The following is a 16,043-nucleotide window of genomic DNA, read 5'->3' on the forward strand; positions in this document are numbered from 1 at the left end:
CCGTGATATGAACTTCCGCGCAGCTCAGGCCAGCAGCGTCCGCCCCAGCCAGTCGTCGCGGTCCCGCACGCCCGGCAGCGCGTAGAAGTAGCCGCCGCCGAACGGAGTGAGGTAGTCGGTCAGCGGCTCGCCCGCCAGCCGCTTCTGCACGGTGACGAACTGCCGCTCCAGGTCCTGCTGGTAGCAGCAGAACAGCAGCCCCATGTCGAGGTTGCCGTTCGCGTCCGTGCCCCGGTCGTAGTTGTAGGCGCGGCGCAGCAGGCGCTGGTCCTCGGTGTCACGCGCACGCGGATTGGCCAGCCGGATGTGCGCGTCCAGGGGGATCGAGTCGCCCTTGGGATCCAGTGCGTACCGGGGCGTGTCGTGCTCGTGGGTGCCGTCGAGCGGCGCACCGGTGTCCCGGGCGCGACCGAACATCCGCTCCTGCTCGGTGAGCGAGACCCGGTCCCAGAACTCCACGAGCATCCGGATCAGCCGTACGGCCTGATAACTGCCGCCCACCGCCCAGTCCGGCTCACCGGCGCCGCGCCCGACCCACACCAGCCGGTCCATCGCCCGCCGGTCGCGCACGGACGGATTGGCCGTACCGTCCTTGAAGCCCATCAGGTTCCGCGGCGTACCACTCGGCCGCGGCGGCGAGGTGAAACCGTCCAGCCGCCAGCGCACCTGCATCGCGCCGCGGGTGTGCCGGGCCAGGTCCCGGAGCCCGTGCAGAACGGCGTCGGTCTCGGGCGCACACAGTTGCACGCTGAGGTCTCCATGACACCACTCCGGCCGCAGGTCATCGTCGGGAAACGTCTCCATGGCCCGCAGCCGCCGCGGCTTCCTCGCGGCCAGCCCGTACCGGTCCTCCTCGAAAAGGGCGGCGCCGACACCCACGGTCACGGTGAGCCCGGTCGGCGGTACATCGGGCCCGAGCACTCCGGAGTCGGAGGGCGGCGCGGTGATGCCCAGCGGCGCGGGGACGCCGCCGGTGGTCAGGAACCGCGCCCGCTCGGTCAACGTCCGCAGCAGGTCGGCGAGTTCGGTCCGGCCCGCCGCCAGTACGTCGAACGCCACGAAGGCGGTGCTGCGCTGCGGGGGGGGGTGAGGATGCCGGCTTGGTGGGGGCCGTGGAAGGGGACGGCCCGCGCGGCGGCCGACACCTCCTGCGCGTTGCCGCGCGCCGGTTCGTCGCTGTCCGCGGCCGCGGCGACAACGGCCCCGCCGGCGGCCGCCCCACCGAGCCCCGCGGCCGCACCGTACAGAAACCGCCGCCGGCCCAGGCCACCGTCCGCACCGCCACCCGAACCGATATCCGAGCCGGTGCCCGCCCTGGTACCCGCCCCGCTCACTCTCTCGCTCAGTCTCTCGCTCACGAGACCGTCCTCCGCACGTCGAGCACGGCGGCCACGTCGGCCAGCCCCTCGACGAGATCGCCGAACGTCCCGTTCAGCCGCTCCCGCTGCGCTCGCGAGAGCCGATCCAACGGCACCCAGCGCCCACCGCTCCTGTACTCGCCCACCTGCTTCCCCGCCCGATCCAACGCCCGCTCCGTCTCCGGCAGTTCGGGCACCCGGTGCCTCAACAGAGGCCGCAACCGGTCCAGTACAGCCCGGGTCCCGTCGAGATTGGCGCGAGCGGTCGCAAGGTTGCTGCCGCTGCCGTAATCCGTACGGCTGGTCAGCTCGAACTGCACGGTGTTCTCCAGGATTTCGTGGGCACGCAGCCCGACGTCGAGCGGATCCATCCGGGCATCGGCCCACTCCCGCCGCAGCGCCCGCACGTCCCGGGCCAGCCGCCCCGCCGGACCGCGCAGGTCGGCCGCGGACTCGCCGTGCCACAGCCCGTACTCCACACGGTGGAATCCGGTGAACCCCCGGTCGTGGACGCCGTTCGCAAGTCCGGCCGTGGTGCCGTTGATCGCCGCGTCGGCGTCCCCGAACGTCCCGTACGCCACGCCCATCCGCTCGTACACCAGATGCGCGGTCAGCCAGGCCGTCCGCGCCCGCCGCAGATCGCCGCGCTCGACGGCGTCCGCCAGCGCGTCCGTCCGCGTCACCAGCTCGCCCATCCGCCCCCGCACCCACTTCTGGTACGCCAACGTGGGCGGGATCAGGTCGTGGACGCTGACCGGGACGGCGGCCGGCCCGCCGGGCCCCTCGGCACCCGTCACCTTGCGCGCGGGCCCGCGGGCCGCGGTGGCATCGTCGGGAATGCAGGTGAACGCGTACGTACCGTTCCCCAGATCCGCCCGAAGCTCCCGGCTCGCCCCGGGCGCCAGCCCCTCGACTTCACCGTGCACCGCACCGGTCACCACGTCCTTGAGGTACACCTCGGTCGCCGCCGAACCGGTGTTCCGCAGCTCGAAAACCTGCATCCCGGCACGCGGCCGCTCCCAGCCACTGCCACAGCCGCCGGTCGAGACCTCGACGCCGGTGCGCCGCAGCCCGTCGTGGGCGACAAGCCGGCCGCCGTCCCCGGGAGAGTGGCCGCCGACCATTCCGAACAGACCTCCCGCGATAGCCACCACGACCACGATCGACACGACCGCCACGGACTTCGCGGACGTTCCTGCCATCTGTGGGATCTCCTCAAGGTCTCGGCGCACGGGACAGTCAGCCAGACAACTCCCCGTCACCCCAGACCACCCCTGCGTATTTTCTGGAGACTTGGCGCAATGTTGGCTGAGGTAAAAATGAGGGGACGAAATGAGGGGAAGAGGGTGAGCCGGCCCAGGTCGCTGGATGATCGTGCGGTTCCCCTGCGCGAGTGATCGAGATTTTCTATCGTCGTTCCATGGCCGACAGCAGTGGGGGAGCGGGGAGATCACCAGGGCAGACCCTCTGTGACTTCATAGGGGAGGAAGCCTGGGCCGATTTGGCCCGTCATGGTTTTCACCGACGGCACCACGCCGGGAGCCAGTTGCTGAGGCAGGGTGAGCCCGGTACACATGTGCTGGCCGTGCTGAGCGGAGTGGCCAAAGTCGTGCGGCACGAGCGGGACGGCGGCCTGACACTGCTCGCGTTCCGCGGCCCCGGGGAGCTCCTGGGTGAGGTGGCCGTGCTGGACGACGGGGTGCGGCTGGCGAATGTCGAAGCGCTCTCGAGCTGCGTCGTCGCCGTGCTGAGCAAGACGGAGTTCCTCGGCTTCGCCGCCCGCCACGACCTCTTTCCCGTCCTTGTGCGGTACGCGCTCACCCGGCTACGGGAGTCGGATCAGGCTCGCGGTGGGGGCGACGTGCTGGCCCGGCTGGCAGCGGTGCTGGTACGGCTGGCGGACATCTCGGGGCAGGCGGCAGGGCGGCCGGACCAGCCGCTGGAACTGGCCCTCACTCGTCATGAGCTCGCCCAGTACCTCCAGACGTCCCGGAACACGATCACGTCGAAACTCGCCGAGCTGGAGTGCTGCCGGGTCGAGGCTCGGCGCACCCGCATCGTCATTCACGATCTGGCCGTTCTGCGGCAGGTCGCGGCCTCGCTGAACGGCTGACCTCTCAGCGGTCATGTGACGGCCGTCACTCGGTCTCTGCACCGGGCGAGCGGAGCGGGACCCGGACTCCCGCGAATCTCTTAGGAGTCGGCCTTCGGGCTGACCCGAACCGCGGGCAGGTGCTCCTGCCCCTTCCACCAACTCCGAAAAGGAACAGCTATGTCGGACCTCCGCCAGCCGCTGCCCGAAGCCACGGCACAACCCAACCTCCAAAGCCGACGGCTGCCGCCCTACCGGGGAATCGTCGCCGTCGACGCCAAGGACTTCACCGGATACGCGGCCGTCCAGCACGGGGAGATCAGCCGTGCCATCCCGCAGCTCCTGCAGACTTCGTTCGCGCGTGCCGGCCTGTCCGACGTCTGGGAGGACCGGAGGTTCCCCGACTCCACCGGTGACGGCTATGTGTTCGGCTTCGACCCGGGAGCCATGCCCTTCGTCATCCACCCATGGCTGCACACCCTCCAAGATGTACTCACCGAGTTCAACGTGCACTCGGCCGGTGCCGTGCGCATCCGGCTCCGTGTGAGCCTGCACATCGGTCCACTGCCGGATTCGGGAGAGGAGTTCGACGGCAACGGCACGCCGCGCAACGACACCCACCGACTGCTGGACTCCCGTCCGGTCAAAGCCATGCTCGCCGCTTCCAGCGAGAACATCACCCAGGTGGCGGCCATCCTCTCCGACCGTTGTTACCAGGACGCGGTGGCGAGCGGTTACACCGGCCGGCACACCGACCACTTCATCGAGGTGCCGGCGACAGTGGAGGGCAAGCGGTTCGAGCAGCGGGCCTGGCTGTACGTGCCCGTCCCTTCCGGGCGTCTCTACGATCGCAAGATCCTCGGTGCGCGGGTGGTCGATGACCAGGAGGCCCGGCGTGCGCAGCAGGAGGACACGCAGCGGGGGAACGGACAGCGGCCGTCGTACCGGACGGTGACGAGCCGCGCCGACCGCGGAAACATCAACCACGGCACGGTGCACGGCGGTCAGAGCGTGCGCAACGTCGACGTGGCCGGCGACTACGTCGGGGGCAACAAGTCGGGCACAGTACACGGGAACCAGGGCGACACGGTGCACGGCGACAAGAATGAGAGCCGCTGATGGACGGCGAGAGGGAGAGGCCGGCCCTGGAACAAGGGGCGGGCAAATCGCCCGAGGAAGAAATCAAAGAGCCGGAAGAGCTCTCCGACGACACCGACGACCCGGAGGACAGCGAGGACATCAGCGAGGTCTTCGACCGGCTCTGGGACTTGCCCCAGTCCGAGGGTGCGCCCAATCAGTTCATCTACTACGTGCCTGGCGGCAACGTCAACAACGGCGCGATGTTTGGTGACCAGCACGTCGAGAATCGCAGCGGACCGGCCGGCGGGGGCGGCCGGCGTGTGGAGGTGCACGAGGGGCCCATCTCCGCGGAGGAGATCCTGGAGGCCCAGGCCGGCTTCGCCGAACCCGTGTGCTTCCCGGAAGCGCTGCGGAAGCTCGGCACCGGGCTGCTGTTCCTCGCCGGGCAGCCCGGCACGGGCCGCCGTACGACGGCGTTGAACCTGCTGCGGCGGCAGAGCGACAGCATGGCTCTGCGAGCGGTGGACAGTGACGACCTCGCCTCCTGGCGCCCCACCCGGAACGGGGCCCGCGGGTACCTGGTGGACGGCTTGTTCCCCGAGTACCTCAAGAAGGCCGGGGCGGTCGGCAACCTCCGGGCCCGGCTGAGTGATGCCGGGGCATGCATGGTGATCGTGCTGCCGGACGACCCGGGTCTCCTGCGGAGCCTCGAACGCGATCTGCACATCTCTCCGGTGCGATGCACGCCGCCCCCGCCGCGCGCCGTGTTCGACGCTCGTCTCGAGGCGGCGGTGCCCCATCCGGGAGAGCGCGAGCGGCTGCTCGTGGGCCTGGACGCGGGCCTGCTGGACGAACTCCTGGCTCCGGAAATGGTCCCCGGTCAGGTCGCCGAACTGGTGACCGCGCTGGTGAATACGGTTGACGGGCAGACAGCTGACGGGCAGACAGCTGACGGGCAGACAGTTGACGGGGCGACACGCGCCGACGACATCCGCAGCCGACTGAGCTTCCTGGCCGAGGGGGAAGTCCCGGAGCTGCTCCAACAGCTCCTCGACGACGCCGACGGACTGGCGTTCCTTCTGGCAGCCTGTGTTTTCGAGGGCGTGGACCACCGCGTCGTACGGGAAGAGGCCGAGCGGCTGCTGGAATTGGCGGACGGCCGGCTCAGCTCCGTGCTCCCGCCAACCGAGGACGAGGGCGGACGGGGCGGCGGGCAGCCTGCACCACGACCCAACCCGCGGTTCGTGTTCCGGCGGTCACTGGACGGTCTGTTGCGGACCGTGCGTGCCGAGTGCGCGCCCCAGGAGATCCGGTCGACTTCCGGATACATCTACGCCGTGGAGCCGGTGCGGTTCACCCGCCATCGGCAGGCGGAAGCCGTGCTCAAGTACGTATGGCGGCAGTACGGCCAGTTGTCCGGACTGCTGACGGACTGGATGGGCGGTGTCCGGGCGGACCGGGACTTGACCCAGCCGGTGGGACGCGTCATGGGCATGGCCGCGCGCTGGGGCGGCGGCCGGAGAGCGCTGTGGCACATCCGGGACCTCGCGAAGTCCGACCGCATGACCAGCAGGGCCATCGCCGCGTACGCGCTCGGGATGGCAGCCGATGACCCGGTGCTCGCCGGCGAGGTGAAGCATTTCCTCAGGATGTGGAGCCATGGGCAGAACTGGCAGCTGCGTTCCACGGTCGCGCACGCCTGCGGCACCGATTTCGGCGCCTCGCGGCCGGACCAGGCGATGAAGCTGTTGCGGTACGTACCGCGACGGCACCAGGACGACAAGGACGAGCGCCTCGTCGACAGGGCCGTGCGGACGGCGGTGCGACAGCTGTTCGCGTCCGGCAGTCAGGCGACGGTCTTCCAGCACCTGGCCGACTGGGCCGGCGGTGAAGGCGCCGATGCCGAGCTGGCGTACAGGACCTTCGCCGACCTGCTGTCGGACGCCCGCTGGTTCCATGAGCAACTGCTCACGGACGGCGAGTTCGCCGACGTGATCATTGCTATGGTCCGCCGGAACCTGAACGACGACGATCTCTTCTGGTCCACATCGCGTTCCGTGCTCTCGTGGTGCCGCGAGGCGGCCTGGAGCGAGACGGCGGAAGGCGCCCTGGAGATCCTGCTCGAGGCACTGGCACAGGACATGCAGCACGGAGTCCTGCGTCTCTTCGTCGTGCTGGAGCAGCAAGACGACGCCGACCTGCCCGGCCGGCACATCGCACGCCAGGCACTCGGCGCCTGGCGGCGTGGCGAACCCGCACCCGCACAGAACTCCGCACAACCACACGGGAGGACGCCGTGACCCGCGAAGCCGCCCCAGCCGTCTACACCACAGCCCCGCACTCCCCCTGGCGGGAGATCCTCAAGCACCGCTGGTCCGGCCGGCGCGACCGGGCACTCGTCCTGGAGACCAGGGGCGGCGCGTACCGCGTGCTCGGATCCCGGCGACGGCAGGACAGAGTGGAGACGGTGCTGGCCTCTCTGTCGGCGACGCGGGAGCCGGTCGCGGGGGAGTCGGCTGCCGCGGTCAGGCGGCTCGGCGGGTATGAGCGCGCCTTCCACGTGCAGCTCACCGAGCGGTCGGACGTCCTCCCCGTAGGCCTTCCGACGTCCTACGGCGCGGAGCCGGTCGATGCCCATGTGCTGTGGTGGGTGCACGATCCTGCCGAGGTCGTACGCAGCCGCACGGCCAACGGCTGGAATGCCGTACGCAGAGACCTCGAGCGGCGACTGCACCACCTGGAGGAGGCCCACGCCGCCCAGGGGCACAGCGTCGGGGCACCCGAGATGATGCACCACCTGGCTGCCCCGCATGCCTTGGAGGACAGCGGGATCACGTACCGGGTCACCGACGTCTGCGCCCGGGACAGGGGGGAGGAGTTCCTGTTCGGCCGCCAAGCGGACGGCGGCACGCCATACACCTGGTCGTCCGTCCGGAAGGAGGAGTACGACTTCTGCCTCCAGGCGGTACGCAGCGGACCGGTCTCCCTCGCCGCTCTCTGGCTGCTCACGCAGCCCGATCAGGTCAGCGACGTACTGAACTGGGTCGCGGGAAACTCGAACCTCCTCCGGGAGGAGACCACCTGGCAGGACGAGATGGCCGGTCTGCTCGGCAAGCTCACCGAGGAGGAGCAGACGGAACTCTCCCGGCTGCTGCGGGACCGGCTCGCCGCGCTCGGCCGGCCGGTGCCCGGCCAGGGACCGCTCCGCGCGGACATCCCGCAGCCGCCTGCCGGACTCAACGGCCGGCCGAGCGAGATGCCCAAGGGCTGGCCGCTATGACGCCGAGGACGCATCTGCAGCTCCACAGAGTGCGACGCGATCACCGTCGCCGCTCCACGGAGACTCCCCCCGCGGTTACCGGCCCCGAGCCGGAGACGGTGGCGGCCATGGAGCGCTTCCTGGCCGCGAACGGTGTCGAGATCGCCCGCGCGGACACGAAGGCCGCTGTGCTGCTCGGCTTCCTGGGCGCCGTGCTGGGTGCGTTCCTCACGGTCACCCACAAAGCAGGCGACGGAGCGGTCACCCAGCTGGGGAGGAGCGAAGTCCTCTGGTGGAGTGCCGTCGTCACCTCGCTGCTGGCCATCGTCTGCTTCGTCTGCGCCATCGCTCCCCGGCGACGGGGCGGCAGGCGCCACAGTACGGCCGGCCCCGGTTACTTCGAGCACATCGCGTCGGACATGGACGGTGACCGGCTCAGCCACGCGTTCGCACGCGTGGCGCACGATCCGACCCGCCCACTGCTGGCGTCCTTGCAGAAGACCAGTGAAATCATCCGCGCCAAGTACCGATGGATCGAGATGGGAACCGCGTTCCTGCTGGTCGCGCTTCCCCAGTTCGCTGCTGCCCTGCGGATGGGCTGACGGATGGAGGAGACAGGGATGACAGCTCACGTCAACGGCATCGACGTGCGATACCGGGTGGCCGGGGACGGGCCCGCCGTCGTGCTGGTGCACGGGCTGGGGGAGGACGGTGGGGCGTGGGAGCGGCAGCAGAGGGAGATGGCGGGGTGGCGGACGTACGCGTATGACCTGCGGGGGCACGGTGGGAGTGGGAGAGGGAACGGCGAGGGGAGTCTCGACCAACTCCGGGAGGACTTGCTGGAGTTCCTGCGGCAGGTGTCAGGTCCCGCTGTGTGTGTTGGGTTTTCGTTGGGTGGTGCGGTCGTGTTGGCTGCTGCGGCGGTCGCGCCGGATCTCGTCACGGGGGCCGTGGTGTTCGGTACTTCCACGGTGGTGGGGAAGGCCGCGGTGGAGTTCTATGAGGAGCGGATCCGGCTGGTGCGGAACGGTGACCGGCAGCGGCTGGCGGAGGTGATGCGGGCGGACACGGTGGCCGCGCTGCACCGCACGGACGTGGATGTCGACGCGGTGACCGCGCGGCGGATGGCGGCCGTCGGGGACGGGGCCGGGTATGCCAACGCGGCCGCCGCGATGGCCGGGCTGCGGGAGCGCCCGCTGACCCCGGCGCTTGCCGACATCACGTGTCCTGTTGTGGTCGTCGGGGCCGCGGAAGACGCCTTCTGTCCGCGCAAGGCTGCCGAGATCATGCTCGATGGGCTGCGGGGTGCGGCGTGCGAGGTGCGGTACGAGGAGATTCCGGGGGCGGGGCATTTGATGAATGTCGAGCGGCCGGGGGAGGTCACGGATCGGCTGGTGGCGGCGCTGGAGTCGATGGGGAGCGGAACCGGGTGACGGCCGCGCACCGGCCCCGCGTGACGAACGCGCACCGGCCCCGGGTGCCGGTGACGGCGCCCGGGGCCGGTGCAAGGGAACACGACAGCCGTGTGATCTGCGAGATCTACGAGATCTACGAGATCTTCGGCATGTCCCCCTTCGTCGTCCCCATGTCGATCACCGAGAAGCCCGCGCCCTGCTGGTCCGAGACGGCGGCGAAGCGGCCGAAGGGGCTGTCGTGCGGACCGAAGTGGACCTGGCCGCCAAGCTTGGTGATCTTGGCGATGGCCGCGTCGCAGTCGTCCACGGCGAAGTACGGGTTGATGTGCGAGGGCAGCCCGGCGGGGAAATCCTCGGTCATCTTCATCCGGCCGAGGGTGGTGTCCTCGCCGAGCTGGTAGAGCTTGAAGTCGACGGCCTCGTCCTGCATCTTCTTCGTGTCGTACGAGAAGAGCGCGGGGAAGAACGCGTCCGCCTGCTCGGCCTCGCGGGTGGTGATCTCGGCCCAGCAGTACGAGCCGGGCTCGCCCTGCTTCTCGAAGCCCTGGTGGGTGCCGGGCTGCCAGAGGGCGAAGGTGACGCCGGCGGGGTCGGTGGCGACCGTCATGTGCCCGAAGTCGGCGACGGCCATGGGGTCGATGACGATCCGGCCGCCGAGGTCACGGATCTTGTTCGTGGCGGCCTGGAGGTCGGCCGAGGCGAAGTACAGGCACCAGGCGGTGGGCCAGTCCTGGCCGGGCATCTTGGGCGCGAGGCCCGCGACCGCCTTGCCGTCGGAGAACGCCTGGGTGTAGTTGCCGTGCTCCGCCGAGCTCTCGCCGAAGGTCCAGCCCAGCACTTCGCCGTAGAAGGTCTTCGCTGCCTCCAGGTCGGGGAACGAAGCGTCGATCCAGATGGGTGTGCCCTCAGGTTTAACGGCCATGGCCTGCCTTCCTCCGTTTTCCGTCATGAGGTGCCTCTGTGTGCCTCTGGGGAGGTCTTGTCCGGCTTGCCACGGTATCCAGTGATCTTGGGTCCGTCCGGAGAAATATTCGAACGTATGGTCAATTCTCGAATTCACTCAGGCGGATCACTCGGGAGGATCACCCAGGAGGGTGCGTCCTAGCCCAGTTCCAGGCTCGTCACTCCGAAGATGTTCGCCGTGGCCACGGGGCGAGTGGGGCCGGTGTACATACGGGCGGTGGCGAAGGACGGGGTGAGGCCGAGGGAGGTGGCCAGTGCGGTGGCCTCCGGGTTGGCCTCGGGAACGTCGATCGCGAAGGGGGCGCCGTCCAGGTCGGCGGTGAGCCCGTCGAGCAGGGCCCGGGCGTCGTCGGCGGTGTCGGCGTAGAGCGGGCCGACGCGGTGTGCGTCGCGGCCGGGGCGGATCACGCCGTAGCCGGTCACTCGCCCGTCGACGACGCGGGTGAGCGCGCGATGGCCCTCGGCGGTGAGCCAGTTGCGCAGGAAGTGCGGACGGTCGGCGGGGTAGCGGGCGCTGTCGTACGCGATGACCGCGTCCAGTCCGGCGGCCTCGGCCGGGACGACGTGCGCGGGGGCCGGGTGGCCGGTCGGTCCGGAGCCGCCGTACCGGCTGGTGCGGTAGGCGAGTTCGAAGCCGGAGCGGCGGTAGTTGTCCTGCTGGGCCGGTACGCCGTCCAGGCCGACGGTGCGTTCGCCGGCGTGCGCGAGCGCGGTCTTCCAGGTGGTGAGGCCGTGGCCGCGGCCACGCTGGTCAGGGCGGACCAGGTAGAAGCCCAGGAAGGCGTAGTCCGGGCTGTAGTTGACGACCGAGATGGCGGAGACCGGTTCGCCGTCGATGCGGCCGAGGAAGAAGCCGTTGGGGTCCTGGGTGAAGAAGCAGGCGGCGTCGGCAAGTCCCGGGTTCCAGCCCTCGGCCGCTGCCCACTCGCTCACGAGCTTCCAGTCCTCCGGCGTGGCTCGCGTGACGATGAGCTGATCAGGGGCCTGACGGGGCATTGCGCATGTCCTTTCCGGCGGAGAACGGGCCGCGTGGCGGCCCACGGTGCGGGCCATCCTTCCCGATCCGTACGCCCGTATCCAGCGAGGGAGGTGGCCGTCGCCCTGCGCGAAAGAAGGGTCAAGTAGGGGAACGAGTAAGGAAAAGAAAGGGAAAGAGGGGGTCAAGTGCCTGGATTGGAGGGATTGCGATGTGCGGCGGGGCGGGGGTGAGCGCTAGCATGGGAATTGGTTGTCTGGGGCAACCAAATTCCCGGGGCGGGGGACGCTTGTGCCGGGTGCGGCGCCCTGCGCCGGACCGGCCCTGGGCACCCACCGACCGATGGAGTACCACCACCGGGGCGCGGGGACGAGCGCGCCGGTGTCAGGAGGACATTCATGCCTGCCGAGGCAGCCGCATCCCAGACCACCCCCACAACCCCCCACGAGAACGAGGGAAGTTCGAGCGACAGGCCCCTTCCCCCCACCGAAGACGCCGTGCCGGACACCGAATTCCGCACCTACGTCGAGGACATCCTCGACGCGCTGGCGGCCGACCCGGACCGTGAGCTCCTGGTGTACGGCGACCAGCGGCTGACTGCCGGTCAGTTCCACGACCTGGTGCACCGCACCGCGCACGCCATGGCCGCGCAGGGCATCGAGCGCGGTACCACCGTCACACTGCTCAGTGGCAACCTCCCCGAGGCCATCGCGGCCCGCTACGCCGCCAACCTGGCCGGCTGCCGGGTCAACCACCTCTACAACAAGCTCTCCGCCGATGTGCAGGCCAACATCGTGCGCGACGTCGAGACCCGCGCGCTGATCGTCGACCCGCGGCTGGCCGACCGCGCCGCCGAGCTGATCGAGCGCGCGCCCGTGCCGACCGTGCTCACCCTCGGCGAGGCCAAGCGCGAGATAGGCCGGGACGTGCTGGCGCTCGGCGCCGAGCAGCCCGCCGAGCCGTTCGCGACCCGGGCGCTGCCGGACGACATCTGCACCATCCGGCACACCGGCGGCACCACCGGCCACCCCAAGGGCATCGTCACCACCTTCGAGCAGTTCAACCGCATGCGCCGGATGATGCACGACGCGCAGGAGCCGGAGCACGCGCCGAAGCAGCTCGTGTGCACCACCATCGCGCACGCCGCCGGAATGCTGGCCGATGTCATGTTCCTCAGCGGCGGAACGGTCGTGCTGCACGACGACTTCGACCCGGCCGAGGCGCTCGCCACCATCGAGCGGGAGGGCATCACGCACCTCTTCCTGCTCCCGCCGCTGGTCTACCGGCTGATGGACCACCCGGACTCCGAGCGCCGCGACCTGTCCAGCCTGCGCGCCCTGACCTACGGCGGCTGCCAGTCCTCGCCCGCGCGCATCGCGGACGCGGTCCGCCGCTTCGGCAAGGTGCTCGTGCAGTTCTACGGGCAGAACGAGGCCGGCGGCATCAGCGTGCTGCCCGCCGAGGAGCACGACCCGGACAACCCGGAGCGGCTCCGCTCGGCCGGCAAGATCCTGCCCGGCGTCGAGGTGGCCATCCGCGACACCGACGGCAACGACCTGCCCGCCGGCGAGCTGGGCGAGATCTGCGTCCGCTCCGCCGGCACGATGACCGGGTACTGGAAGCAGCCCGAGCTGACCGCCGAGGTGCTGCGGGACGGCTGGCTGCACACCGGTGACGTGGGCTTCGTCGACGAGGAGAACTACATCACCGTCGTCGACCGGATCAAGGACATGATCGTGGTCGTCGGCGGCCATGTGTACACCACCGAGCTGGAGGACCTGCTCAACTCGCACCCGAAGGTGCTGCAGAGCGCGGTCTTCGGCGTGCGGGACGCGGACAACATGGAGCAGGTGCACGCCGCTGTCGTCGCCGCGCCGGACAGTGGCCTGGAGGCCGAGGAGCTGCGCGCGTCGGTACGCGAGGCGCGCGGCGCGATGTACGAGCCGGCCGCGATCACCTTCGTCGACGCGCTGCCGCTGACGGACGCGGGCAAGCCGGACAAGAAGCTGCTGCGGCAGCAGGCGGAGGCCGCCTAGGGGACCGCGCGGGCGGGTGCCGAGGCGTCCGCCCGCGCGGCTCTCACGCGTCCGGGTACACCGCCACCCGCACCGCGCGCGGCCCGTGCATTCCCTGGATCATCGCCGACTCGATGTCACCGGACCGGCTCGGCCCGGTGACCAGCTGCATGCCGGACGGCATCGGGTCGAGGCGGCCGAGCGCCGCGATCAGCTCGGCGTAGTCCGCGTACAGCCGCGAGAGCGGCACGACCGCGAGGTGGGTGCCGGGCAGGACGGCCGTGCCGCGCGGGCGGCCGGGCGCGGGGCCGAGCGCGAGGGTCCCGGTGTCCGCCGCCGCGCCGAGCACGCCGGTGATGCCGACCTCGGCGTCCCACGGGTCGGCGGGCCGCGCCCCGGCCACCTCCAGGCCCTTCAGGTCCGGGTGATCGTCGACGAGTACGGGGCGGTCGCCCGACCAGTGCCGGATCAGCGACAGCGCCTCGTCGTGCGAGGCGGCGAGCTCGGCCAGGCCGCCCGCCGCGGCCAGCCGGTCCCGGAAGAGCTCCGCCAACTCCCGCTTCATGCCTGCCTCCTGTCGCGGGCGCGGTTCTCTTTCCGGTCCCGGGTCTCTTCCCGACGCCGGAACCATCTGCGGAAGGCGCCAGCCTCCCGCAACGGCGGCAGTGTGCGGCCACCGGCCCACCCGCGGCCCGGCCCCGGCAGCCGGGCCAGCAAGCGCTCGGGGAGCAGCCGGCCCGCCAGCCGGGCCGCCGCCAGCGTGACGCGGAAGCCGGTCTCCGTACGCCACACAAGTGACCAGGCGCGCCAGCCGGCGCGGGCCGTCCGGGCATCGGGCCGCGCGCGTTCGTGCTCGGCGCGCAGGTTCACCAGCAGGTCGGGGATCGGGATCTTGACGGGGCAGGCGTCGAAGCAGGCACCGCAGAGCGAGGAGAGGAAGGGCAGGTCGGAGTCCTGGTTCGGCCGCTCGCCGAGCAGCGGGCCGAGGACGGCGCCGATCGGGCCGCCGTACACCGCGCTGTACGGGTGTCCGCCGCCCACCGTCCGGTACACCGGGCAGGCGATCTGGCAGTTGCCGCAGCGGATACACGCGAGGACTTCTTCCTGCGGTGTGCCGAGCGCCTTCGTACGGCCGTTGTCGAGGATGACCAGATGCAGCTGCTCCGGGCCGTCGGTCTCGCCCTCCCGGCGCGGCCCGTTGACGAGCGTCTGGTAGACGGAGACGCGCTGTTTGGTGGCGGCGTCGCAGAGCAGCGGGACGAGGACGCCGAGGTCGGCGAAGCGCGGGATCACCTTCTCCACGGTCATCACGGCGACGTGGATGCGCGGCTGGGAGGTCACCATGTCGGCGTTGCCCTCGTTGGTGACGATCGCGAGGGTGCCGGTGTCGGCGGCCGCGAAGTTGACGCCGCTGATGCCCATGCCGGCGGCCTTGAAGTCGGCGCGCAGCCGGGTACGCGCGAACGCCGCCAGGTCGTCCGGCTCTCCTGACACCACGTCACCGGCGAGCTGTCCGAAGAGGTCCGCCACGTCCTGCCGGGACTTGTGCAGCGCGGGCCCGACGATATGGCTGGGCCGCTCGTCGGCCAGTTGCACGATGTACTCGCCCAGGTCCGTCTCGACCACTTCGATGCCGTGCGCGGTGAGATGGGAGTTGAGGTGGATCTCCTCGGTGGCCATCGACTTGGACTTCACCACGAGGCGTACGCCGTTCTCGCGGGCGATCCGCTCGATGGCGGCACGCGCGTCGGCGGGGGTGGCGGCCCGGTGCACCACGCCGCCGTTGCGTTCGACGTTCCCGGTCAGCTGCCGGAGGTACTTCTCCAGGTCGGGCAGGGTCTCGCGGCGGATGGCCGCACCGCGTTCGCGCAGCTCGGCCACCTCGGGGGACCAGGTGCCGACGTGCCGTTGCTCGTTCAGGGCGGCGAGGCGGTCGTGGGTGGGGCGGGCGGTGGGGACGGTCAGCGCGTCGCGGGTGATGAGGGGGAGTGGGCGGCGGTGCGGCGGGATGTCGCCGGCCGCCCACTCGGGGCGGTCGGGGCGGATGCGCTCGCGGCCTGCGAGCGCCGAGGAGTGCTGCTCGGTCATGCGGGCACCTCCGTCGCGGCGCCCGGTCCCGCGGGCACCTCCGCCGGGACCAGCGCGTCGCGCACGATCTCCGCGAGGTGCCGGGTGTGGACCGGTGGCCCCGCCTTCCGTGCCCGGCCGCTCAGGTGCAGCAGACAGCCCGGGTCCGCCGAGACCAGCCAGTCGGCGCCGCTCGCCGCCGCCGTGCCGAGCTTGGTGTCGGCCATCGCCACCGACACGTCGGGGAACTTCGCCGCGAAGGTACCGCCGAAGCCGCAGCAGGTGTCGCAGCCCGCCATCTCCCTGACCTTCAACTCCTCGATGCGGGCGAGCAGTTCACGCGGTGCGCGACGCTCGCCGAGCGTGCGGGCCATATGGCAGGAGTCGTGGTACGTGACCGAGCCGCGCAGCCGGAGCCGCAGCCCGGCGCCGTACGCCACGACGAACTGGCTGAACTCGTAAGTGCGTTGGATGAGCGCGCGCTGCCCCGGGGTGGGCTCGCGGAGCCGGCCGAGGTGGTGGTGGAGGAAAGCGGCGCAGGAGCCGGCGGGGGTGACCACCGCGTCGTACGGTGCGAAGATCCGCAGCCAGCGGTCGAGCAGTGCGCCGGCCTCCGCCGGATACCCGGAATTCAGCGCGGGCTGGCCGCAGCACGTCTGGCCGCGCGGCAGCTCCACCGTGCAGCCCATCGCCTCCAGCACCTCCACCGTGGCCCGCGCCGGTCCGCCCGCCGCCAGGTCGCCCATGCACGAGGTGAACAGCGCGACCCGCGCGGGGCGAGGCCGGGCGCTCGTGTCCGCTTCCGTCATACGACTCCT

General features: G+C 70.8%; 13 protein-coding genes and 1 pseudogene. 7 read left to right on the forward strand and 7 right to left on the reverse strand.

What is annotated here, in order from left to right; all coding sequences use genetic code 11:
- Positions 1-24: 24 nt before the first annotated feature.
- Together efeB and IF04_RS0109200 are read right to left on the reverse strand one after the other, a co-directional pair.
- Positions 25-1,265: pseudogene (gene efeB, locus IF04_RS35615) on the reverse strand (iron uptake transporter deferrochelatase/peroxidase subunit).
- An 89-nt stretch (positions 1,266-1,354) separates the two neighbouring features.
- A complete protein-coding gene (locus IF04_RS0109200; RefSeq protein ID WP_051830947.1) occupies positions 1,355-2,560 on the reverse strand; it encodes an EfeM/EfeO family lipoprotein in 1,206 nt (401 codons plus the stop codon).
- A gap of 218 nt (positions 2,561-2,778) precedes the next feature.
- Here IF04_RS0109200 and IF04_RS0109205 point away from each other — a divergent pair, with 218 nt between their 5' ends.
- The 6 genes from IF04_RS0109205 to IF04_RS0109230 all read left to right on the forward strand — a co-directional run bounded on the left by IF04_RS0109205 (position 2,779) and on the right by IF04_RS0109230 (position 9,222).
- Positions 2,779-3,471, forward strand: a complete 693-nt coding sequence (locus IF04_RS0109205) for a Crp/Fnr family transcriptional regulator (protein ID WP_051831053.1) — start codon at positions 2,779-2,781, stop codon at positions 3,469-3,471.
- A gap of 159 nt (positions 3,472-3,630) precedes the next feature.
- Complete coding sequence (locus tag IF04_RS0109210) at positions 3,631-4,569, forward strand: hypothetical protein (RefSeq protein ID WP_030253365.1); 939 nt, start codon at positions 3,631-3,633, stop codon at positions 4,567-4,569.
- On the forward strand, positions 4,569-6,830 hold the full coding sequence (locus IF04_RS0109215; RefSeq protein ID WP_063829452.1) for a hypothetical protein: 2,262 nt from the start codon (positions 4,569-4,571) through the stop codon (positions 6,828-6,830). Before IF04_RS0109210 ends, IF04_RS0109215 begins: the two co-directional genes overlap by 1 nt.
- Positions 6,827-7,810 carry a hypothetical protein gene (locus IF04_RS0109220; protein ID WP_078600050.1) on the forward strand — a complete coding sequence of 328 codons (984 nt, stop codon included), beginning with the start codon at positions 6,827-6,829 and terminating at the stop codon, positions 7,808-7,810. The genes IF04_RS0109215 and IF04_RS0109220 overlap by 4 nt, the downstream gene beginning before the upstream one ends.
- A gap of 107 nt (positions 7,811-7,917) precedes the next feature.
- On the forward strand, positions 7,918-8,391 hold the full coding sequence (locus IF04_RS36550) for a Pycsar system effector family protein (RefSeq protein ID WP_051830949.1): 474 nt from the start codon (positions 7,918-7,920) through the stop codon (positions 8,389-8,391).
- 18 nt (positions 8,392-8,409) lie between these two features.
- Positions 8,410-9,222, forward strand: a complete 813-nt coding sequence (locus IF04_RS0109230) for an alpha/beta fold hydrolase (protein ID WP_211259781.1) — start codon at positions 8,410-8,412, stop codon at positions 9,220-9,222.
- Positions 9,223-9,337: 115 nt separating this feature from the next.
- Here IF04_RS0109230 and IF04_RS0109235 read toward each other — a convergent pair whose 3' ends face one another.
- Positions 9,338-10,126, reverse strand: coding sequence for a VOC family protein (locus tag IF04_RS0109235; RefSeq protein WP_030253371.1), 789 nt, complete (start codon positions 10,124-10,126; stop codon positions 9,338-9,340).
- A 179-nt stretch (positions 10,127-10,305) separates the two neighbouring features.
- Positions 10,306-11,163, reverse strand: a complete 858-nt coding sequence (locus tag IF04_RS0109240) for a GNAT family N-acetyltransferase (RefSeq protein ID WP_030253373.1) — start codon at positions 11,161-11,163, stop codon at positions 10,306-10,308.
- Positions 11,164-11,541: 378 nt separating this feature from the next.
- Here IF04_RS0109240 and IF04_RS0109245 point away from each other — a divergent pair, with 378 nt between their 5' ends.
- On the forward strand, positions 11,542-13,179 hold the full coding sequence (locus IF04_RS0109245) for an AMP-binding protein (RefSeq protein WP_078600052.1): 1,638 nt from the start codon (positions 11,542-11,544) through the stop codon (positions 13,177-13,179).
- Positions 13,180-13,222: 43 nt separating this feature from the next.
- On the opposite strand, the gene IF04_RS0109250 is transcribed toward IF04_RS0109245, so the two are convergent.
- From IF04_RS0109250 to IF04_RS0109260, 3 genes are read right to left on the reverse strand one after another with little or no spacing between them, the layout of a single operon-like run.
- Positions 13,223-13,723, reverse strand: a complete 501-nt coding sequence (locus tag IF04_RS0109250) for an LUD domain-containing protein (protein WP_051830951.1) — start codon at positions 13,721-13,723, stop codon at positions 13,223-13,225.
- On the reverse strand, positions 13,720-15,246 hold the full coding sequence (locus tag IF04_RS0109255; protein WP_051830953.1) for a lactate utilization protein B: 1,527 nt from the start codon (positions 15,244-15,246) through the stop codon (positions 13,720-13,722). Before IF04_RS0109255 ends, IF04_RS0109250 begins: the two co-directional genes overlap by 4 nt.
- Complete coding sequence (locus tag IF04_RS0109260) at positions 15,243-16,034, reverse strand: (Fe-S)-binding protein (protein WP_030253381.1); 792 nt, start codon at positions 16,032-16,034, stop codon at positions 15,243-15,245. The genes IF04_RS0109255 and IF04_RS0109260 overlap by 4 nt, the downstream gene beginning before the upstream one ends.
- Positions 16,035-16,043 lie beyond the last annotated feature (9 nt).

The sequence above is a fragment of the Streptomyces violens genome, from assembly GCF_000717745.1.
GTDB classification, from domain to species: Bacteria; Actinomycetota; Actinomycetes; order Streptomycetales; family Streptomycetaceae; genus Streptomyces; species Streptomyces violens.